The sequence below is a fragment of the Streptomyces sp. NPDC032822 genome, assembly GCF_055578825.1.
The window spans coordinates 187,969-207,993 of the sequence record NZ_JBVIOL010000015.1 but is presented as its reverse complement, the minus strand read 5'-3'; the positions used below and the strand labels follow the sequence as shown (position 1 = coordinate 207,993).

Annotated in this window: 18 protein-coding genes; 11 read left to right on the top strand and 7 right to left on the bottom strand. The window is 64.9% G+C overall.

Features of this window, described 5'->3' with window-relative positions; all coding sequences use genetic code 11:
• Nucleotides 1-657 precede the first annotated feature (657 nt).
• Complete coding sequence (locus ACZ5VD_RS33730; protein ID WP_468684401.1) at nucleotides 658-1,425, top strand: transposase; 768 nt, start codon at nucleotides 658-660, stop codon at nucleotides 1,423-1,425.
• A gap of 65 nt (nucleotides 1,426-1,490) precedes the next feature.
• On the opposite strand, the gene ACZ5VD_RS33725 is transcribed toward ACZ5VD_RS33730, so the two are convergent.
• Entirely contained in the window at nucleotides 1,491-1,949 is a 459-nt protein-coding gene (locus ACZ5VD_RS33725; RefSeq protein WP_468684399.1) for a peptidoglycan-binding domain-containing protein, read from the bottom strand.
• Nucleotides 1,950-2,388: 439 nt separating this feature from the next.
• Between ACZ5VD_RS33725 and ACZ5VD_RS33720 the strand changes: the two genes are divergently transcribed.
• Entirely contained in the window at nucleotides 2,389-2,880 is a 492-nt protein-coding gene (locus ACZ5VD_RS33720; RefSeq protein ID WP_468684398.1) for a hypothetical protein, read from the top strand.
• Between the two features lie 45 nt (nucleotides 2,881-2,925).
• Here ACZ5VD_RS33720 and ACZ5VD_RS33715 read toward each other — a convergent pair whose 3' ends face one another.
• Both ACZ5VD_RS33715 and ACZ5VD_RS33710 read right to left on the bottom strand, forming a co-directional pair.
• A complete protein-coding gene (locus tag ACZ5VD_RS33715) occupies nucleotides 2,926-3,225 on the bottom strand; it encodes a hypothetical protein (RefSeq protein ID WP_468684397.1) in 300 nt (99 codons plus the stop codon).
• A 107-nt stretch (nucleotides 3,226-3,332) separates the two neighbouring features.
• Nucleotides 3,333-3,575: a DUF1877 family protein gene (locus ACZ5VD_RS33710; protein ID WP_468684395.1), complete on the bottom strand. Its 243-nt coding sequence runs from the start codon at nucleotides 3,573-3,575 to the stop codon at nucleotides 3,333-3,335.
• A gap of 600 nt (nucleotides 3,576-4,175) precedes the next feature.
• Between ACZ5VD_RS33710 and ACZ5VD_RS33705 the strand changes: the two genes are divergently transcribed.
• Nucleotides 4,176-4,352, top strand: coding sequence for a hypothetical protein (locus ACZ5VD_RS33705; RefSeq protein WP_240439789.1), 177 nt, complete (start codon nucleotides 4,176-4,178; stop codon nucleotides 4,350-4,352).
• Between the two features lie 176 nt (nucleotides 4,353-4,528).
• On the opposite strand, the gene ACZ5VD_RS33700 is transcribed toward ACZ5VD_RS33705, so the two are convergent.
• Nucleotides 4,529-4,999 carry a hypothetical protein gene (locus tag ACZ5VD_RS33700; protein ID WP_468684394.1) on the bottom strand — a complete coding sequence of 157 codons (471 nt, stop codon included), beginning with the start codon at nucleotides 4,997-4,999 and terminating at the stop codon, nucleotides 4,529-4,531.
• 208 nt (nucleotides 5,000-5,207) lie between these two features.
• Here ACZ5VD_RS33700 and ACZ5VD_RS33695 point away from each other — a divergent pair, with 208 nt between their 5' ends.
• On the top strand, nucleotides 5,208-5,594 hold the full coding sequence (locus ACZ5VD_RS33695; RefSeq protein ID WP_060893353.1) for a Tn3 family transposase: 387 nt from the start codon (nucleotides 5,208-5,210) through the stop codon (nucleotides 5,592-5,594).
• Nucleotides 5,595-5,662: 68 nt separating this feature from the next.
• Here ACZ5VD_RS33695 and ACZ5VD_RS33690 read toward each other — a convergent pair whose 3' ends face one another.
• Nucleotides 5,663-5,911, bottom strand: a complete 249-nt coding sequence (locus ACZ5VD_RS33690) for a hypothetical protein (protein ID WP_468684392.1) — start codon at nucleotides 5,909-5,911, stop codon at nucleotides 5,663-5,665.
• Between the two features lie 231 nt (nucleotides 5,912-6,142).
• Between ACZ5VD_RS33690 and ACZ5VD_RS33685 the strand changes: the two genes are divergently transcribed.
• From ACZ5VD_RS33685 to ACZ5VD_RS33675, 3 genes are read left to right on the top strand one after another with little or no spacing between them, the layout of a single operon-like run.
• Nucleotides 6,143-7,063 carry a hypothetical protein gene (locus ACZ5VD_RS33685; RefSeq protein ID WP_468684391.1) on the top strand — a complete coding sequence of 307 codons (921 nt, stop codon included), beginning with the start codon at nucleotides 6,143-6,145 and terminating at the stop codon, nucleotides 7,061-7,063.
• A gap of 51 nt (nucleotides 7,064-7,114) precedes the next feature.
• Nucleotides 7,115-7,672 carry a transposase gene (locus ACZ5VD_RS33680; RefSeq protein ID WP_468684389.1) on the top strand — a complete coding sequence of 186 codons (558 nt, stop codon included), beginning with the start codon at nucleotides 7,115-7,117 and terminating at the stop codon, nucleotides 7,670-7,672.
• 2 nt (nucleotides 7,673-7,674) lie between these two features.
• Nucleotides 7,675-9,132 carry an NF041680 family putative transposase gene (locus ACZ5VD_RS33675; protein ID WP_468684407.1) on the top strand — a complete coding sequence of 486 codons (1,458 nt, stop codon included), beginning with the start codon at nucleotides 7,675-7,677 and terminating at the stop codon, nucleotides 9,130-9,132.
• Nucleotides 9,133-9,158: 26 nt separating this feature from the next.
• Here ACZ5VD_RS33675 and ACZ5VD_RS33670 read toward each other — a convergent pair whose 3' ends face one another.
• Complete coding sequence (locus ACZ5VD_RS33670; RefSeq protein WP_468684388.1) at nucleotides 9,159-10,787, bottom strand: ISAzo13 family transposase; 1,629 nt, start codon at nucleotides 10,785-10,787, stop codon at nucleotides 9,159-9,161.
• Nucleotides 10,788-10,984: 197 nt separating this feature from the next.
• Here ACZ5VD_RS33670 and ACZ5VD_RS33665 point away from each other — a divergent pair, with 197 nt between their 5' ends.
• From ACZ5VD_RS33665 to ACZ5VD_RS33655, 3 genes are all read left to right on the top strand, one after another.
• A complete protein-coding gene (locus tag ACZ5VD_RS33665; protein WP_468684387.1) occupies nucleotides 10,985-12,088 on the top strand; it encodes a hypothetical protein in 1,104 nt (367 codons plus the stop codon).
• 1,021 nt (nucleotides 12,089-13,109) lie between these two features.
• Nucleotides 13,110-13,703 carry a hypothetical protein gene (locus ACZ5VD_RS33660; protein ID WP_468684386.1) on the top strand — a complete coding sequence of 198 codons (594 nt, stop codon included), beginning with the start codon at nucleotides 13,110-13,112 and terminating at the stop codon, nucleotides 13,701-13,703.
• A gap of 491 nt (nucleotides 13,704-14,194) precedes the next feature.
• The gene (locus ACZ5VD_RS33655) at nucleotides 14,195-17,491 is read left to right on the top strand and encodes a hypothetical protein (RefSeq protein ID WP_468684385.1); all 3,297 of its coding nucleotides are present in this window, start codon (nucleotides 14,195-14,197) and stop codon (nucleotides 17,489-17,491) included.
• Nucleotides 17,492-17,994: 503 nt separating this feature from the next.
• On the opposite strand, the gene ACZ5VD_RS33650 is transcribed toward ACZ5VD_RS33655, so the two are convergent.
• Nucleotides 17,995-18,885: a hypothetical protein gene (locus ACZ5VD_RS33650; RefSeq protein ID WP_468684384.1), complete on the bottom strand. Its 891-nt coding sequence runs from the start codon at nucleotides 18,883-18,885 to the stop codon at nucleotides 17,995-17,997.
• Between the two features lie 136 nt (nucleotides 18,886-19,021).
• Here ACZ5VD_RS33650 and ACZ5VD_RS33645 point away from each other — a divergent pair, with 136 nt between their 5' ends.
• Nucleotides 19,022-19,504, top strand: coding sequence for a hypothetical protein (locus ACZ5VD_RS33645; RefSeq protein WP_468684383.1), 483 nt, complete (start codon nucleotides 19,022-19,024; stop codon nucleotides 19,502-19,504).
• Nucleotides 19,505-20,025: the final 521 nt, after the last annotated feature.

Below are 20,025 nucleotides of genomic sequence, written 5' to 3'. Positions count from 1 at the left end.
AGCTACATCGCCGGCCTCCACCTCCGTGCCTCAATGATCTGGATCAACGACCTGCTGGAGGCAACTGGATGATCACAACGTCACACAGGCCCTAGTCCCGTAAGCGATCTTCGAACCGGTTGGGATCAGCGCCCCCGCACGCCGGCGACCGAGCCCTGATGGCAGGATGAACGCCCCGACGATCCTGAGGGGCCATGTCCGTGCACACGCCTGCCGACTACCTCGAACTGGCGCATGCCGAGAGCGACAGCTCTGTCCTGCATCGACTCTCACATTGTCCGTACCCCTTCGTCTGGCAGGCTCTGGCCGCCAATCCCTCCACGACGCCTGGCACTCTGCTGGAACTGAGCGCGGCCCAAGACAGCACCTGGAACGACAACGGGCTCCTTCGCCTGCTGGCGACGCATCCGAGCGCGGACCACACAGTGCTGCGAGCCGTTCGTGACGCCGTGGCGGCCAAGCTCGCCGAAGGCGAACGACCTTATGCCGCTGTGCTCGCGCTGGCAGGACGGACGGAACTAGCAGCGGCAGAGGTGCGACAACTCGGGACTCTCCGGGGGGGCTTCTGCGCGTCTGCGCAGTCAACTGGACCGGCACCTCGGGCTCCGTACTTGACCCGTGCCCGTCCCGGTCGGCCCCTGGTGGAACGATCTTGACGTGACTGCAGTGATCACGGCGTCGGTGCCGTCCTGGATAGGCCCCTTCACCGGGCTGAGCCCGCGCTGCTTCGGCAAGCTGGTGACCGCCGTACGGCGCGAGACCTCTGTCGAACTCCAGCGCGGGCAGCCCTGGGGGCTCCCGCTCGAGGACCGTATTCTGCTGGTCGCCGCCTACTGGCGGACGAACTTGACGATGCGCCAGATTGCCCCGCTTTTCGGCGTCTCGAAGTCGGCCGCGGACCGGATCATTGACCACCTCGGTCCGCTGCTCGCGCTCCAGCCGCGCAAGCGGTTCCGCAATGACACCGTGCTGATCGTTGACGGCACGCTGGTCCCCACCCGCGACCACACGGTGGCGGAGCAGTCGAAGAACTATCGCTATTCCACGGCCCACCAGGTGGTCATCGACACCTATACCCGCCGGGTCGTTGTGGTTGGCCGGCCACTGCCGGGCAACCGGCACGATTCCCGCGGCTGGGAGGAATCCGGCGCCAAGGCCGCCGTGGGCAACACCATGACCATCGCCGACGGCGGCTACCAAGGGACCGAGCTGGTCATCCCACACCGCCGCCGCAAAGGCGAGGAACTCCCGACCTGGAAAGAAGAACACAACCGGAGCCACAAACAGGTCCGGGCCCGAGTTGAGCACACCTTCGCCCGCATGAAGGACTGGAAGATCCTGCGCGACTGCCGACTCAAAGGCGACGGCGTCCACCACGCCATCCTTGGCATCGCGCGCCTGCACAACCTCACCCTCGCCGGGTAGACCATCGGGCGACACCGCAGCCGACCTTTCCCCCACCACGTTCAAGATCGGTTACGGGACAAGCCTTAGACGCAGGTGCCGGAGAACTGATTGTCGACGGTTCGGTACAACGGAAGCAGCATGGCCGCGTAGGTATCGGGGCCGTACTCGCCGTCTACGTGGATTCGGTGCTGCGTCTGAACAGCGCGTACCGCTGCCTTGGTGGCGTCCCCGTAGATGCCATCGGGCACAAGATTAGGGATGTGGTTGTAGCAATGGTTGATCGCCGCCTGAAGCGCTCTGACTCCGGAGCTGTCGGATCCTTTGGCCATCCAGCAGTAGAAGTCGGCGCCCCCATTGCGTTGGAACGCAGGCAGGTAGAGATACCGCCCGCTGGGGATGCTTGAGGACGACGTCGAGATCTTGGCGGTGTTGCACTCGTGGATGGCGGCCGAGGCAGGGCTCGCGGTCAAACCAACCAGCAGCGTCGAGATCACGCCGGTGATGGCACCGATGGCACCGATCTTGAAACGGTCTCTGTTCACGGTTCTCCAGTTCGTAGGTAACTGACAGGGGCGAGGCTCGACACTCTGGCCCCGTCCGCGGACTTTAGGATCATCGTGGGCTTCGGACTTTGCCATCCGTGCAAGGAACTTTGTCAGTCGTGCACCGTCTCAAGCTGACGCTGCATCAAGCGAGGGTCACCCTGCGGGTGAGTCATGCGCGACCGCCACGGCCAGTGCCAGCCCCATAGGGCGGGCCCACGGTAGCCCGGCCCGGTCGCTGAGTGTGCCGGTCGCTTGACCCACAAGGAACCGCCGCCGCGCACACCGGAATACGGGCAAGGCGGCGGACGAGACCGCCTCTGGGTTGCAGCCGCGACCTTGTTGAGCTCGACTGCCGAGAGCTAACGGAGTCCTACTAGGCGGTCGGCGCCGCCGACACGCCGGACACGGTGGTCGGGTATCGCGTTACAGACAAGCTGTGCGACAAGACCCTCTGGCCGGGCCTGAGCAGCCGGTTCGCCACATCCCCGGACTAGCTGTCCTCGGTGACGCAGCACCCCGCCATGGACACGGCGGGCTGCTGCGGCAAGCTGGGGCGTTCGGAAAAGCCACCCACAGCGCTCAGCTCGAGCTCTCGGTCGTCCTGCACAAGCAGAGCGACCTGACGGCCGAATTCGAGGCCCGGCGGGCAGGCACCAGCAAGCGCTCCGCGGCAGGCGATGGTGGCGGAGCGACCGAGGTTCATCGTGTTCCCGACCTCGCGGACCACGCCTATCTGATGACCCATGACTTCGGTGACGGCTCGCACTGGATGCAGCTGAACGCGCTCGACGGCAGAGCCAAGTTCACCCTGGCGACGTCTACCCGGAGTTTCGGAGACCTGCCCCCGGCCCCTACTCCCCCGGAACTCGAACCACTCCTGATCAAGGACATGAAAGACCTCATGCACAGCCTCAGGAAGCGCGGCTGAAACTCACAGCCTGGACGTCCGGAGAACCCGATCAGTCACGCCGCATCACCCCTCGTCCGGGTATCCCCACTCCAAGTCGATGTGAGCCTCGGGCGCAGTGGCACGGATCGACTGGGTCACGTCGGACTCGAACTGCTCGGACCACTTTGCGAACCCGCTGATGATGATCGGTCCGTTTTCACTGCTCGTCAGGACCTTAGGCGGATCATGAAAAACGCCCACGTACATCCACGAATCGATTCCGTGCTCCTTGAAGACCTCTTCCACTGTCACCCCCACTGCGTCGGCTTCCTCGGCGCAGGCAAGCTTCGTGATGTCCAAGTAGAGATGGATGTTCACAGACATGCACCCACCCTAGCCTCGACGGAAGACGGTCCGTCACACCCAGCGGCAAGCATCAAGGAGGCGGCCCCCACAGCTTCCCAAGCTGAGATCTCCGCCGTCGCGGTCCGTCAGTCCAGCCAGACGAGCATCGCGTCGTCGGCCCTGGCCGCAGCCTCGAAGAACTGTGTGAGGCCGTCGTACCAGGGACGCCCCCACTCCAGCGAGCCGGGCTCACTCCACCCGAGTGGATACACCTCAGCGCCGGTCAGTTCAGCGGGATCCACCCCGCTAATCAGCTGAGCATAGGTGGTTGCCCGCAGGGCTTCCGCCGCGAGCCGGACCCAACGAGTGGCTGTGACCAGCACCTTCACCTGGAAGTCCCAGGGGCACGTGCCTATGAAGGTAGAAAGTCGGTGTTTCTCACTGTTGGATATGGACGTGCCGAAGAGCGATGACTACGCGAGAACCAGTGCTCGACTGACGGTCTGGGGCTGCCTTGCCGGACTGGCGGTGGCCCTCGCCATCCCGATGGCCATACTGGTGACCGTCCTCCTATTCGGGATGCCGACTCCCTAGAGCTGTCGGTTGCCCAGCGGTATGGCCTCTCGTTGTACAGGTGGCAGACGAAATGGCCTGTCAACAGCGGTCGCCTCAATGAGTAGCTGCGACCTGCACTTTCGCAACAGACCCTAATCTTGTCGTTTAACCTCGCTGTGTTGGAGGTGGGGATGGGGCAGGCAGTGTTGGAGTCCATCAAGTACTCGGCGGTATGCCAGGACTGCGGTGCCCGGCTGGAGTGCTGTGGCGTCCAGGCCCTGGTGGGCGGCTCTTTGCGGTGGGACATTGAGGTCATCTGCTCGGCTTGTGGGTTCGCGGTGGCTGTGTGCGATGGCGTACTGCCGGCTGACCTCCGCGATCAGTTGCTCTCCGAGCACGGAGCGACGAGGTTGCGGGTAACTTCCCCACAGGGAATGAGCATCGCGATCATGCGAGTGCTGCGGGCTGAACTCGGCCTTGGCCTGACCGAGGCCAAGGCCGAACTGAGACGCGTGCTGGCCGGGGAGTTCTCGGGAACCCTTCCCGAGATGGAACTCCTCGCCCGCAGCCTGCGGGTGGCTGGAGTCTCTGCGGTAGCCACTCGGCCATAGTGCCCCGCCCCGGCCTGGTCTTCTTCGCTCGCCAGCTGGCGGGTGACCTCGAACAGCGCGTCGTACAGGCTCACCCACCTGGGCATTTGCGGGACAGGCGGACGGCCCTCGCATGAGCATGCGTTCCATGACCATGCTCATGAGCAGCCGCCTGGCCGGCCGCCGCCCCGCAGCCTTCAGCCGGCCGGCGTCCCGAGCGGGGTGAACACCCCCGGCCGCGTCTGGAGCGCCCACCCTCGTTCCACCAGGCGTTTTGCCTTCGATCGCAGACCCTCGATCTTCGCCGGGACCGCCTGAAGGCCCAGGGCCGCGGCCAGCTGCTGGCACCGCATTCCTTCCCGGCCCGCAGCCGACTCCAGCACGGACATGATCCGCTGGTACTCCGCGGGCAGGACCGACGCCGGCATCCCCTCGGCCCGTCGCGGCACCACCGCCCCCGCCACCGCGCTCCCTACCGGCTCCACGACCGCACACGGCGGCTCGGCCAGCACCTCGGCCACCGTCACACGGGCATCCGCAAGACGCTGAAGTGCGCATTCCGCCTCGCCGAGGGCGGCCTGCACCCGCTCGGCCTCCTCCCGCAACCGCGCGACCTCTTCCCGGACCTTCTTCTCCCGGGCCTCCAGCAGACCGAGCACCGACGGCACCAGCCACCTCCACAAGCGAGACGAACGGACGAACCACGCCCATCTCTCCCGCCGCCAGCCGGAGTTCATGCCCATCCAGCCCAAACCAAACGATCACGTTCGGAAAGCGGATGGCGTCTGAGGGTTGATCAAACTCTGTTGCGAGCCCTAGCGTGCCGTCCGTTTGGTGACGGTCGATGCTCAGGCGGTGGGTTCGTGGCGACTCAGGATGTGTTCTCGGCGGAGGAACTGGCGCGGCTTCGGGGTTTCCCGGGGCGAGAACCTGCACGCCCTGCGCCGCTCTCTCGCGTACGCCGGTGAGGGAGCGCTCCGGCGCCGGCACCATGAGCAGCAGACCGAGCAGATGTGGTGCCTCACTCTGGCCACCAACGCAATCGTCTGCTGGTCCACCGAGTACCACGGCCTCGGCGTGGCCGCCCTGCGCCGGACCGGCCGCCAGGTCGACGACGAGGTCCTGGCGCATATCTGGCCGACCCACCACGAGAACGTGCACTTCTACGGCACGCACTCGGTCGACATCGACGGCGAACTCGCCCAGCTGGACACCGACGGCTACCGGCCGCTGCGCGTCGCCGGGTCGGGCGCGAACGGATAAAGCGATGGGCAGCCGTCGGCGTTTTGCACGAACACCGACGGCTGCCCATCGTCTGGGGTGGCACCGGCCTAACCGAGCGCGACGATCTCCGGCGGGACCCGGAAGCCGACTGCCCGGCCGGTTGCCGGGTCGTACGCCGGCACGAACGGGTTGACCGCGTCGGTGGGGATTTCGCCGCTGCCCCGCATCTCGCCAACCATCCGGTTGATCGACCTGGTGAGTCCCTTTAGGGATCGGCTGTCGGGGTAGTTCCCGATCTCGTACACCTGCTCGCGGGTCACGTAACCGCCCGCCGCGAGCGCGGCGGTGAAGCTCACTTTACGGGCCTTCGGCATGTTCGGGCGAGGCGACCAGCAGGTGGACGAAACCGTAGATCATCGACAAGATCCGGGAGCGAGTAGGGACACGTGACACGACGTGCCCGAGGCCTACCCGTCCGACAATCGAGAGGGTGCTCCGTGAGACTGGCGAAGACGGCCGAGTTCAGGCTGCCGGACAAGGTGGGCGGTCCGATACGGGCAGGGTCGTGTCTGGTATCCGGTGTCGGAGTGTTCTACGCAGTCGTGTGGTGGGACGGCGGTGCCCGGTACGCGTTGGTGTCGATCGCCGATCAGGTGGTTCAGACGGTGGTGCTCGACGAGTTGGGTGACCCGTTCGACGCTTATGACGCCCCGGCGCCGGTGCTGCTCGACGACGGCGTATTCGGCGTGATCGCCGATGCCGGCACGCTGCGGGTGTATGGAACCGATCTGCGGTTGCGGCGTGAGATAGCGATCGTCGGCGACGATGTGCTGCATCGCTTCGCCAAACACGGGCAGCGGCCGCGGGTGACCGGCCACGCGAGCCGAGGAGCACTCGCGGCCGAGCACGTGGTCGTGCTCGATGAGCCGATCGGGACTGGCAACCCGCGATACCTCGCGTTCCTGCGCATCGGCGAGACGAGCGCGTCATGGACGCGGATCGGGACTCTCGGCCCGGACGGGTTTCCGGTCGACCGATTCGGCGACGACGAACCGAACCAGAGCCCCGACGTATCGGTCGACGGCTGCATCATCGGTGATGCGGTCGGCCACGGCGGCAGCATGCTGGTCTGCGTCGAAGGCTCGGACGCCTCGAGCGTGCGCAAGTACGGGGCCGACTTCTTCACCATCACCCGTGTCACGCCGGACGGGACGGTCACCGAGCCGCTCTATCAACAATCGGGATGGAAGCGCCTGCCGGGTAAGCACGCCATCAACGGCAAGGTCACGTCCTCGGGGCGCTACGTACTGCTCACACCGGTGTTCGCGACCGGCGAATGGAAGGGCAGACAGCGCCTGTTCGATCTCGGGACAGGCGCAGTCCTCGAACCCGTCCTGCCCCGCGGTGCAGCCAAGATGCGGATCGTCGACCATGCTGGAACAACCTTCTGGCTCAGCGACGGCGCGCAGCGAATCCTGTGCGCCGAAGTCGAGGGCCCACACGGATAGGTCGCCACGAACAGATCGCTCGGTGGTGGCGGGGTCCATGTGATTCACGCCATGGCCTCGGATCGCCACCCCGAACGCGGTCACCGTCAGGGTCATTGCGTTCGTTCGCCGGACCCGACGGCCGCCATCGTGGACTCGCAGTCACTGCGGGCAGCGGCGAACATCCCGCGCTCCACGTCCGGCTGGGACGGCGGCAAAAGGGTGGGCGGGCGCAAGCGGCACCTGGTGGTGGACTGCCTCGGCCTGGTCCTGGGCGTCGCGGTGACCGCAGCGAACGTGCAGGACCGGGACGCCGCAGTGCCTGTGCTGGAACGACTGCGCAGGCTGTACTTCTCCGTCCGGCTCATCTGGGCGGATGGCGGTTATGCGGGGCGCCTGGTCGACTGGGCGGCCGAGAACCTCCACCTCACGCTCGAGATCGTCAAACGCTCCGACGACACCACGGGGTTCGTGGTGCTGCCGCGCAGGTGGGTGGTGGAAAGAACGCTGAGCTGGCTGATGCGCTCGCGTCGCCTGGTGCGCGACTACGAGACGCTGCCCGCCATGCACGAGGCCATGGTGCTGTGGTCCCGTCACAGAACCGCACTCATACAAAGGCCGCAGGGGTGAGTCTGCTGCACCACGATGCCCGGGACGAGGCATTCGGCTTCACGTCCCACTTTCGAGAGGACCTCTACACATGTCTGACCCGGCGCGGTGACACGCTGTTCGAGCTCACGGACGCGATGCTCTACGGGGACGGACCGGTGACCTCGCCGGTCGCTCTGACGCTGTTGGCCGAGCACCGGCGTGGGCACGGCGCGTTGCGCGACGCGCTCAACCAGGGCCGCATCGACGCGGACAGGCTGCGCAAGGCACTGGCCATGCTGCCGCAGCCCAAGGCCGCCGACGGGCGCCTGGTCCTGGCCGTCGATGTCTCCGCGTGGCTGCGGCCCGGCGCGCCGACCAGCCCGGACCGGCTGTTCTGCCATGTCTACGGACGCTCGGGACGCTCCAGCGACCAGTTCATCCCCGGCTGGCCGTACTCGTTCGTCGCCGCGCTGGAGACCGGGTGGACGTCGTGGTGCCAGCTGCTGGACGCGGTCCGGCTCGGCCCCGACGGCGATGTCGCCGAAGTCACCGCAGCCCAGGTCCGCCGTGTCGTCACCGACCTGATCGCCCAGGGGCAGTGGGAGGACGGTGACGAGGACGTTCTGGTCATGTTCCATGCCGGCTACGACGCCCCGCGCATGGCCTACCTCCTCGACGGCCTTCCCATCGAGGTCCTCGGGCGGATGCGTGCGGACCGTGTCATGCGACGGCCGACACCTTCACTCAAGGAGTACGCCCTGGCCTATCCCCAGGGCGGGCGACCGCCGAAACACGGCAAGGAGTTCCGCTTCGCCAAGCCCGATACGTGGGGCGAGCCCGACGCGGAGACCGTGCAGGTCACCGACCGCTACGGCACCGCCATGGCGATGGCCTGGAACCGCATCCACCCCCGGCTCACCACCCGCTCCGCGTGGATCGACCACGACGGCGAACTCCCCATCATCGAGGGCACCCTGATCCGCCTCCAGGTCGACCATCTGCCCGGCGGTCACGACCCGCTGCCGGTCTGGCTGTGGTCCTCCAAGACCGGCATGAACGGCGAGGACGTCGATCTGCGGTGGCAAGCGTTCTTGAGGCGCTTCGACCTGGAACACACTTTCCGTTTCGTAAAGCAGACGCTCGGCTGGACACGTCCCAGGCTCCGCAGCCCTGAGGCCGCGGATCGGTGGACGTGGCTCGTGATCGCAGCGCATACCCAGCTCCGGCTCACCCGCGAGGCCGCAGCCGATCTCCGCCGCCCCTGGGAGAAGCGGGTTGAACCCGCCCGGCTCACCCCCGCTCGCGTCCGACGGGGGTTCAGGAACCTCCGCCCCCACCTGCACAGTCCTGCCCGTGCACCCAAACCCTCAGCTCCCGGGCCAGGATGCCCACTCGGCTCGAAGAACCGGCGACCCGCCACCCGTTACGACGTGGGCAAATCGACCAGGCGCCCAGAAAGCATCGCCGAACGTAATCAGCTCAAAGCTCATAAACCATAAAAAACAAGCTAAGGGCTTGCAGATCATTAACACGTTGTCTTGATCATGCTGCTGGTGTCGCTGCTCAGGGCTCGAACCCGAGCCTGGAGCGCTGTGAGGGCAGAGGGCGGAGTGGCCGCCGGCGGGATGACGATGCTGTGCGCCTTCAGCAGCGTCCTGATCTTCAGCAGGGTGCGGTGCATAGCGGTTCGACTGCTGTCGAACAGCACGGCGAGGGGCTCCGCGGCCAGGGCAGCCCGCAGGTGAAGGACGGCTGCCAGGACCTGGTCGGGGAAGGCGAGCCGGGGCGGGCGGCCGCGCTTGACGTCGCCGTGGAGGGCCAAAGTGTCGGTGAGATCGCTCAGTTGCTGCCGTGACATGCCGGTCAGGGCGGGGTCAGACAGGAAAGCGTGGTCCCACTCCGGGGCCGGCTTGTGCGGAGCCCGGGGTGCTGGGATGGCTGGGCAGGGCTGGGGGTGCAGGGCATAGTTCCAGTCGCCGTGGAAGGCGTGTCGGGTCAGTGGCAGGGACGCCATCTCCGCGTCGCCGATCTGGACTCCGGTGGGGCAGACGTTGGTGTCCAGCTCGGCCATGACACGCAGTCCGGTGCAGGTGGTGGTCGTGGCGATGGACTGGACAATGACTTCATGGCTGGTCAGCGGGCGGCCGCGCCAGTTCATGGTGATGTGCGAGAAGAGCCGGTGCTCGATCTTGTTCCACTTCGATGTGCCCGGCGGCAGGTGGCACACGGTGATCGTCAGTCCTGTTTCGGCCGCGAGCCGGGCGAGTTCGAGTTTCCAGGCCCGGGTGCGGTAGCCGTTCGAGCCGCCCGCGTCGGCGGTGATGAGCAGCCGCGTCGCCTGCGGGTAGGCGACCCGGCCCTGGCCGCACCACCAGCGGCGGATCGATTCCACCGCGAATGCGGCGGTGTCGTGATCGGTGCCCACGTTGACCCAGCCGGTGTTCGCCGCGAGGTCGTAGATCCCGTACGGGACGGCCTTGCCCAGCTGGGGGTCGGCGAAGTCATGGACGTTCACCGGCGCCGGATCAGCCGCAGGCCGCCACTGGCGGCCGTTGTTCTTGAACTCGCCGACGAGCTCCTTCTTCTTGGTGTCCACACTGATCACCGGCTGGCCAGCGTCCCGGTGATCACGGGCCTGCTCGTTGAGATAGCGGAACTGGGCATCTCGGTCAGGATGTTGGCTTCCCTCGATGGTCTTGGCGTTGGCCTGCAGACTGAAGCCTTCCTCCCGCAGCAGGTCCGCCGCGGTGTCCGCACTGACTTTGTGTCCGCTCCGAGCGAGCTCCCGCGCCAGCGTGCGGGTCGACTTCACCGTCCACCGCAGCGGCGACATCGGATCGCCTCGCTCGTCCGGCTCGACAAGCGCCAGGAGAGCCGACCGCAGCCCCGGATCGAGATCTGCGACCTTCTTGCGGCCTCCGCCCGGCCTCCGCACTCGCCCCAGAGGCTCCTCGCCGGCCTCCAACTCGGACACGCCCTTGCGGACCGTGGTCTCACTCACCGAGGCCGCCCGCGCGACGGCCCGAACGCCACCGTGTCCCAGCGCACGGGCCTCTGCGGCCATCAGCAGCCGTCGTTGCCGCTCATCCAGATGCGGGAACAACACCCCGAACTTCATGGTGAGTTGGGCACAGATCTCGTCCGGGATGCGCATACCACATCAACGAGCCATGGGACGGGAAGCAACACCTTGATGATCTGCAAGCCCTTAGCCGGAGGGCTCGAACGCGGCCCCTCCGGGTAATAAGAAGCGTCGGGGTTGCGACCCGAGAAATTTCTACAGGAGGAAGCCTGATGAGGAACAGAGCGAGAGCGCTCGGCACATGGGTTACAAGCATCCTGCCAGCGATCATGGCTCTTCTGGCGGCCCTTGTTGTTACAGCGCCCCCCGCCCAAGCAGCCACGCCGCTGCCCGGAGGTAAGTCGAACTGGGTTGTCTCCCTCGGCTACCTGGACCTCGCAGCAAAGAACAACTACCGCAACTGGGTCCGGATCGGGTACTACGCCTTCCAGACCAACGGCACGGTGACTACCAACTACTGGGCCTGGAATCAACGGGAACAGCCGCAGCGGATGGACACGATGACTGCGGACTGCGGTGGAAACATCCCCACTTGCGCGATCCGCACGGTCGACGGATTCACCGGCGACCCGACCGGCGGCTACCAGGGCACCTTCGACTACACCTCGGACGGGCAGCTCGCCGTGGCCTGGACCAAAAACGCCGCCGGCACCGCCTTGGCACAGCCGATCACCGAACGCTGGAACATCACCACAGGGCTGGCCAGTGGGCGAGCAGCCCGCATCACGAGCCCCACCTTCTACGGAGCCTACGGCAACAACGTTCAGATCCCCGCTCAGGGCACCTTCTCCACATATGCCAACTTTGGCGTCGGCTACGGCAGCAACGCCCCGCTGGATCGCACGAGCCGGGCGACCATGAGCCAACTCGTCAAAGACCCGCGCTATAACGCTGAACCGTACCGGGGCGCGTTTGTCGTGGCCAAGGCGTCGTCGCCCGATCCCGCCACCCGGACAGGCATCGTAGGCCGGGAGGGGGCGGGCGGAAAGTGGACCTTCGGGCCGGCTTCGAACCCGTGGAAGCCGTGCGCCAGTGGCCAGTGTATGGGCTGGCTCCAACCGAACACCTCCTGCTCCGGCACTGACAAAGACCGCGTCCGCTATATCGGCGAGATCGGGGGCGGCCGCCGCAACACCGAGGAGTACTGGTGCCAGTCCCTGGCCCAGGGGGAGACCTGCTACCCCTACAACTCCCACCCCCGCCCCATGCTGCAGATCATCGACGACGCCGGAGAGTTCCAGGGCTGGGTCGGCGTGGAGGCCTTCACTCATGTAAACACCAAAACCGGCTTGCCGGACAGCAGCTGGGTCGAAGGATACTGGGGACTTTTCGACATGGTCTCGGCAGCGCTGCAGCCCGAATTGCCGACCTGAGCTCGATCCTTCTTCACGGTCTGCCGACAAAGTCGGCAGACCGCTTCGCCTTCCGTGACTGAGGGCGGGCAAGCCGACAACCCAAGTGTCGCCTCGGGTAGGCACCGGGTTCCACCGCTCCGGTAGGAATGGTGCCCCTCTCAGAAATGTTAAGCAGCTGGCCAGTCGGGCTTCAGCAGGATAGGAGTCGTGCGCGATCACTCAGGTCGGAAATGTCGACTAGAAGTGGGCTCTGGCACAGATCTTTGCGCCAGAGCCGAGTTTTAAGAGCCACTGGGTTGCTTGCTTCGGAACCATGGTTGCGCGCTCTGCACGACGAGGGGCCCGGGTGCTGCCGAAGTCGAGGGCCGATCTGTACGCGGCGATCCGCCGTGATGTGAAGGCTGGTCTGTCGAGCCGTGCTCTTCAACGCAAGTACGGCGTCGGGTTCCTGACTGTGCACAAGGCGTGGCGAGCAGCGGATTCAGTCCCGTTGCCCCAAACCCCTGAATCCGCCAGCCCGCTGAGACGTTTCCGCAGTTCAGGAGCCTCCACAGATGGGGCGGGTGGGCTTCGAACCCACGGCCGGCGGATTATGAGCCCATTGGGGATCTTGGCGGCCCTTGCCGATCATTGCCGGTTCACGCCGTTCTTGCAGGTCAGACGTGCTGATTCGTGTCAGCCCTGTGCAGTGCTTGTCGTTCTGTTCCTGTCCTTGTGGCCCCTCAATGACCCCTGGGGGTCGATGAGTTGGATGCTTTCCGCAGCAGCAGCCGCGTCCGCCCAGTTCAGCCAAGGGGGATAGAACCCTCACGCAGCGGATTTCCATTCCAACGCGCAGAGGCTCGGCCCCTCTACTCGGGGCGGAGCCTCTGTAGCCATGTCCGCAGGCCAGACGTCTACGCGCAGCTTAGTCGAGTTCAGACACAACGAGGTTCCCGCCCCAAGCTCCGCTAGACTCTGTAAACCCTCCGCTCGGTCCGCTTCGTGGCTCTACTCTGTCCCCCTGGCCAGCACGAACATGGGACCCTCGGGGGCGAAGATGGACACAGCTGAGAGCTACGTCGGCTCAGTGGACATGTGGAACACCGTTATAGCGGGCGTGATCTCCTCTGTGGGTGTCCTCCTGACTATATGGGCAGCACTTTACGTGGCAAAGCCGAAACGGGCCCTCCTATGGGTGCCCACAGCCAACGTTTCACTAATTCATGAAGGCGCCGCACAACGGGTGACCGTAATGGATAGAGGGCGACCCATCATTAAGCCGCGAATGGTGGAAATTGGCCTCAAAAACAAGGGGCGTCGAGATATTATTCAATCAGATTTTGCGTCAGGGGAAGGTTCGCTAGAGTTCAATTTTGAAGCTCAAATCGTAAACTTGCTCGACATCAAGTCTGCCCCCTCTACCGCCCCGGTCCCCGCGCTCCGTTACGACGGCAGCAAAATTTCTATAGCACCCACACTAATAAAGACTGGGCAAACAATTCACATATCGCTTTTGGTGAGCGGCGACAAGAGGCCCGTTACGTGCGTGAGTGCCCATCTCATAGAGACAAAGATCAGAACGTCAAAAACCCTGGCGACTTGCATCCTGTGTGGCGCCGCGAAGGTGGCCAGAAGGCTGGAGTTACGTTAGCGTTAGGACTCGCAATGCTCGCTACCGTGCTACTTCTAGCGTGGAGTTCATCCAATCAGGGGGCCACGGTGAAGATTCCCGAGAAGTACCATCAGTGCACTATGGATAAGCGGACCGTATATGCGACCAATGAAGACTGCGCCAAAATGACCTCGGGAGTGACTCTGTAGAGGGGCAGCGCCCAAGCTCCCACATAGGCAGGTCTTGCGCCTCTCCCCAGGCGGCTGACAGATCGCAACCCTCTCACCACAGGCCACTGCCCTCGCCGTCGGTAAGCCCACCGCACGAATTGGACCAGCGCCCCATATGAGCTCGCAACACGATCTTGTTGAGGTGCCCTGTTCGGGCGTGACTGGTGTGAAGATTCGGCCGTTCGCGATGTGCGAGTACTCGGCTGCTGGAGACGCCTCAAGCAGGCCCGCCCATGATCCTTTTATGAGACCTCAAGCAAACTAATGCCGCTATAGCTGTCCATTCCCTAATGTAGAGGCATGTCGCCTCTTTCCACACGGCAGCACCGGGGCGTCCGTCTGGTCCTGCTCGCAGTGCTGGCAGTCGCTTTCATGGTGTTCGTGTTCTGGATGTCGCTGGGCAACCTGGAGACGAACAGCTCATGGGCCGGCGTATTGGGCCTCTTCTTCACGGTGGTCGGCCTGATGCTCCCGCTGGCGGACGGCCTCCGCGCGGACGGAACGACCCCGCTGGACACGGCCCAGCGCGCCGACGACCTGGCCGCGACGGTCCGCGCCGACTGGCAGAAGGAGGCGGTAGCGCGCGGCTTGAGCCGTGCCGGGGTGCTGCCTCTCGCGTGGGCGACCACACGACGGCCGGTCGGGGACGCTCCGCAGCATGTCCTCGGGCAGCTGCCAGGCCCGACCCGCGTGCTGCGGCTGCGCCTGGCCGGCCAACTGAACGGAAATCTCGACGAGAGCTCCCGGACACTGGCCGAAGCCTACGGTCAAGTGCCCAGCGGGCGTCTGGTCATCCTCGGCGAACCGGGCGCGGGCAAAACCGTGCTCGCCCTGCTGCTGACTCTGGGCCTTCTCGGCGCACGCGGGGCGGGGGAGCGCGTGCCCGTGCTGCTGGTACCCGCCGACTGGGACCCCGTCCGCGAGCCCTTGGACGACTGGACCGTGCGGACGGTGGCCGCGACGTACTACGGCGGTCAGCGTGAGATACCACGGCTGCTCCTGGCGCACGGACTGCTGCTGCCGATCATCGACGGACTGGACGAAATCGCGGAGGCGGCGCGTCGGAGTGCCGTGAAGGCCATCGACCACGCCGTCGGGCAGGACCGTCCGGTCGTCGTGACATGCCGGTCCGCCGAGTACGAGGATGTGATCACGGCGGGTTCCCCCACCCCGACAGCGGAGTTGCACACACTGCGGCGCTCCCCGGTGGTGGAGGTGGCGCCCATTCCCGCGGAAGCCGCCATCGCCTACCTGTCCCGTGTGCACTGGCCTCCCGGCGTGGACTGGAGCCGCGTCCACGCGCAACTACGGTCGCCGTCGGACACCCCGGTGGCGACTGCGCTAACCACACCCCTGATGGTCTCCCTTGCGCGTGTCGTCTACGAACGGCTCGGCGGCGATCCGGGGGAAATGCTGGACCCCCATACGTTCCGCTCCCGGCACGCGGTGGAGGACCACCTCCTCAACAATCTGGTCCGGGCGGCCTACGCCCCCGACCGCCTGCCGTCGGGCCAGCCGGTCGCCTCCGATCGCAGTGCTCCCGACACGGCCGACGCGCTGCGCTGGCTAACGTTTCTCGCGCGTTATTTGCATCGCTGGCGAGAACGCGACTTCGCGTGGTGGTTGCTGCCAGGGCGTGTCTTCTCGACCTGGGCCGCGCCCGCCATCGGCCTTGCCGTGGCGGTACCGGTGATGACCGTAGTCACGGCCTGGCTGCTGTGGACCGGCCTTCCCGACACCACCAACCTGCCAGGCGCCCCCGGGCCTGTCACGTTCGGAGTGTTCGTAGGGGCGGGCAGCGGGGTCGTTGTCACGATTACCTGGTACGCCGGAGCGGCTCGCAGACCCGCACGGATGTCGTTCGCCCTGCGCGGTTCGTCGTCCCGGCTGCGTCGAGGCATGTTGTACGGCCTACTGATCACAGGTGTGCCTGGAACGACGGCGATGGTGGCCGCAGCCGTCGCGCTCTCCGTCGGGAAGGGCTGGTCCTACTCCTCGACCCGTAGCTACTGCGCGGTCGTCGCTGTGGGCGCGGCGCTCTTCCTCGTCGTGAGCCTCGGTCTCGCTGCGCAGAACTGGCTGGACGCGGCCCCCGTACGCGCCGCTCAGGCGGACCCGGTCGAGCTCCTGCGCGCGGACCGCCGGTCCGCACTTCTCGGTGCTATGGCGGCGGGAGCCGTGGCCGCCCTGGGGGCCTTCCCCGCCGTCGTCGCCGGTCTGGTCGCCGGCTACATCATGAACGCGGTCCTCACTGGCTGGTCCGGCGAGCCGAACCTGACCGACCTCATCTCCTACGCCCTCGACATCGTCCCCGGGAGCCGTCCAATGTGGCCGACAGTGGCCACGATCGCCGGCGTGGTGGGCATCACCGTGGCCCTGCTCACCTGTCTGACCCGGGCCTGGCCACGTTTCGCCCTCGCCACGCTGATTCTCGCGGCGCGGGGTCAGCTGCCGTGGCGGCCGATACGGTTCCTCGCGGACGCCAGGGCACGGGAATTGTTGCGGCAGTCCGGGGGGACCTTTCAGTTCCGCCATGCCCGGCTACAGGAAAGACTGGTGGAGCAGCCTTATACGCCGGGACCGTTGAAAAGAGCCCGCAAGGTGGCGATCGCCGTGGCCGCTACTCTCGCACTCGCCCTCTCAGGCTGGTTTCTGGTGCACAGCACGCCCAAGGATTCTTCCTGGGCGACCCTGCTCATTCGCCATCCCGGATTGGTGGACATCAGTGACAACGGGGCCTTACTCGTGGGAATGCATGGAAGTACCGGGGAAACGCGGTTGTGGAGCCTTCCAGAGAGGAAACTACTGAAGACCTTACGGACCGGCTGGGTGGACAATTTATCCGTCAGTGCGGACGGAAGGCATTTGGCAACTGCGGAGTCTCGTGCTGGCCCATATGTGCTCATTAAGGTATGGGACACGGTGTCCGGCCGGGTGACGAATTCCTTCCGGGTCAAAGCTTCAGAGTTATCCAGTACTGATCTGCTTGAATTGAGCTCAGACGGTCGCACCCTGGCCGTGAACCTTAGCAATCCTTGCGAGGTGCAACTATGGGATACGGGCACCGAAGAAAAATTAACCACTCTACCCGTGCGCTGCACGCTCCAAAGCGTGACGTTCGAAGCGTCGGGAGATGTGATCGTAACTGTGGCGGATGTTGGTGCCGGTGCCATAAATCTGGTATGGGAAGTCTGGGACATCGAGACCGGAAAGCGACAGAAAGAGGCCACGTTGGGGGAAGCGAGTTCATCGGTGGTCAATGAGAGCGGTCGCATCATTGCGGTAGGATCGGCCGACGGAGACGGAACGTATAGCCTCTGGGATACCCTCTCGGGGGTTAAATTGGATGGTGGAGGAATATCTGGCGGAAATTTCCTTACATTCAGCCAGGATGGACGAATGGTCGCCGTTACAGACCCATATGATCCCAATGCCGTACTCGTGATAGACGTGCAGACGGCCGCACCGATAGGTAAACTCAAGCGAGGCCATCGAGCCGAAATAGCGAGGAGCCTGTTCACTGCTGACGGCCGCACTCTGATCACCGTCAGCGCCGAGGACGGCACGGTCAAATTCTGGTCGGTAGATCCGGTCTGAGGGAACTCGGTCAGCACCTCAGAGCTGTCGAACCCGAGGTCGCCGAGCAGCTTCTTCACAGCCGCCCGGCCGCCCTGGGTCTTCTCGCGAGGCAGCAGCCGCGAGAGATCTTCCTGCGTGACACCGCCGTTCGGGGCGCCATCCTCGTCACCGGGCTTGTTGGAGTCGTCCTCGGATGAGGCTCCGAGGATCGGATAGATCGGCTGCCCGTCACGGCGGAGTCCGACCGGTTCGAGCGGATTGGGGAGTGAGGGGCGCGTCATGCGTGAACCACCCACAGATCTCCAGCGCCCCCGCGCCGTTGATCAGTGTACCGGCCGGATTGAACAGTTCCATCGGCTCAGGTATAGACACCAAACAAGCGAGTAGTCAGCCCTCGCGGCTGCTGATCCTCGCGTAGTAATTCCGCATCTCATAGTCGGTGTTCTCGCTTACGCAGTCATCGCAAGTGTCCTCGCCACGGTTGTTCGGGTGAAACAGCTTCGGGCAGGTGCGGCACTCGACTAGGCCCTCAAACTCCTCACTGCAGTTGAAGCAGAGGTCAATTGGGGATGCTGGATCGAAGGCCGTGCGGACGTCTCGAACGAGTGTTTCCACATCGCAGTCAGGACAAATCTCGGCGCTCCTGAACTCTCCCTCCAGGCGGGCGACACGCTGAGCCACGTTTCCCCCCCCCAGTCGATGCAGCAGAAGTGACACAGGTTCGCCTCTCCGTCCACCAGGAGCGCGAACTGCCAGCAGTTGGGACACTCAATGACCCTAGGGGAACGTTCGTCGAGCTCCGAGCGCAGCCGGTTCATACGCTTCGTCACAAAGGAGCGAACCTCACTGAGACCGGCGCAGATGCGCCCCATGTAGTGCTTGTCGATTCGCTCCTGCTCATCTTCGTCAAGAGCGCACAAGAGCTGCTCGTCAAGGAAGGCCTTGAGGAAGTCGAGCACCTCGGCTGCTCGTGCCTCCGTAGCCGGTCCACTCGCCGTCAACCCATAGTGCTGAAGGGCGTTGCGCGTCTTGGCCAAGCTGTTGAGAGCCTTTATGTCCTTGTCCTTCAGCGACAGCCCAACGACGTCCCGAAGGCGGACGATCACCTCGGGAGTGGTACAGCTTTCGAAGTCCCCAGACTCGAACTTACTCCGTACGGCAGAGCCGGGGTTCTTGAAGATCAAACTCCAGTGCTCACGTTGCAGGCGAGCCTTCAGCAGGACCTCGGCTGCCGCCTGGAGGTGCAGAACTGCGTACTTGAGGTCTCGCGCGCTGACCTGCTCACTGGACTCTTTGACCAGATGGTCAACAACGCTGCACAGGTAGTCAAGCCCGTTCTCTACGGGAGGAAAGCGCACATCGCTGCCCGGTAACTCGACGTCAGGTTCTACCCAGATCCCGTAATGATCCACACCTCATGGTCGCTCCTCGATGCATCATCGGGGAAGTCATTTTGGACACGTGGTTCGAGAGTCGGCGGGACTCACCCCACGAACATCCCTGGCATCATCGCCGTAAACCGGTGACAACGTGGAGACGGATAGGCTCATGGGGGACAAGTGGCGGCTGCTGCTGGGGGAACGGCGGATCCTGTCAGGCAAGAACGAGATTCCGTCCCGCCTCTTGACCATCTTCCAAGAAGATGACAAGTACATGGAGGCCGACTGGGCACACGGCATCGACCGGCTCAACAACAGTCCCGCAGACCAGGAGGTCCCTCCGGAGGTCCAGGCGCCGCCCCAGGACGACGATGACGTCGACTGCTCTGACCGCTTCGGCTATCGCTCAACAGTCGGGACCATCCTCACGCGGCTTCGGCTGATGGGCTTCACACCTGAAGCCAGCAGACGGTCGATGACAGAGACCCGCAGATCAGAGCTCAAGGACAAGGACTACGGGCAGAAAGAGGACGTATTCCTCGTCAGTCCGGCTCGGGAGGTCCGCGGGACACCTCACCAGATGTCCCGCGAACAAGTCATTGATTCCGGGCTCTCTGCGAGCTTGGTGGAGGCGCTGCACCATGCGGAGTAAGACGGCGTACTTGTGGCTACGCCACGCTGTCGCTGCTCGCGAAGAACGACATCAAGGTAGTGCAGGAGCGGCTGGGCCACAGCTCCCGTCAGATCACTTCGGATACGTACACAAGCGTTCTGCCACAGCTGATGACCGCCGAGGCAGAGTCGACGATCGCCACGGTGCCTCGCACCGAGCTCAAGGCCAGTCCCAAGAAGGATGAGAAGGGGGCTGAGGGGCCCGCCGAGGATTCCACGGCAACGTCCGAGGGGGACGGCTCGGCCCCTGATGAGGGCCCCGCGCAAGCGGCCTGACCCCTCTGGCCCCTGGCTGGCCCCTGGATCAGGTTTTCTTGATCCACCAGAGCCGCCAAGCTCTCTCAACTCGCCCGACCCACCAGCTAAGTTGCTGGCCAGAAGGTTTCTCCTCGCGTAGCGCGGAGTGGGGCGGGTGGAATTCGAACCCACGGCCGACGGATTATGAGTCCGCTGCTCCGCTCCAAGATGAAACTCGCTCCCTCGACACTTCTCCGCCTCTCG

Coding starts and splice junctions, on each gene's coding strand:
- ACZ5VD_RS33715 (WP_468684397.1), bottom strand. CDS start 3,225: ATGTCTGTGAACATCCATCTCTACTTGGACATCACGAAGCTTGCCTGC.
- ACZ5VD_RS33705 (WP_240439789.1), top strand. CDS start 4,176: ATGAGCATCGCGATCATGCGAGTGCTGCGGGCTGAACTCGGCCTTGGC.
- ACZ5VD_RS33695 (WP_060893353.1), top strand. CDS start 5,208: ATGTGTTCTCGGCGGAGGAACTGGCGCGGCTTCGGGGTTTCCCGGGGC.
- ACZ5VD_RS33680 (WP_468684389.1), top strand. CDS start 7,115: ATGGCCTCGGATCGCCACCCCGAACGCGGTCACCGTCAGGGTCATTGC.
- ACZ5VD_RS33670 (WP_468684388.1), bottom strand. CDS start 10,787: ATGCGCATCCCGGACGAGATCTGTGCCCAACTCACCATGAAGTTCGGG.
- ACZ5VD_RS33665 (WP_468684387.1), top strand. CDS start 10,985: ATGGCTCTTCTGGCGGCCCTTGTTGTTACAGCGCCCCCCGCCCAAGCA.
- ACZ5VD_RS33660 (WP_468684386.1), top strand. CDS start 13,110: ATGGACACAGCTGAGAGCTACGTCGGCTCAGTGGACATGTGGAACACC.
- ACZ5VD_RS33655 (WP_468684385.1), top strand. CDS start 14,195: ATGTCGCCTCTTTCCACACGGCAGCACCGGGGCGTCCGTCTGGTCCTG.
- ACZ5VD_RS33645 (WP_468684383.1), top strand. CDS start 19,022: ATGGGGGACAAGTGGCGGCTGCTGCTGGGGGAACGGCGGATCCTGTCA.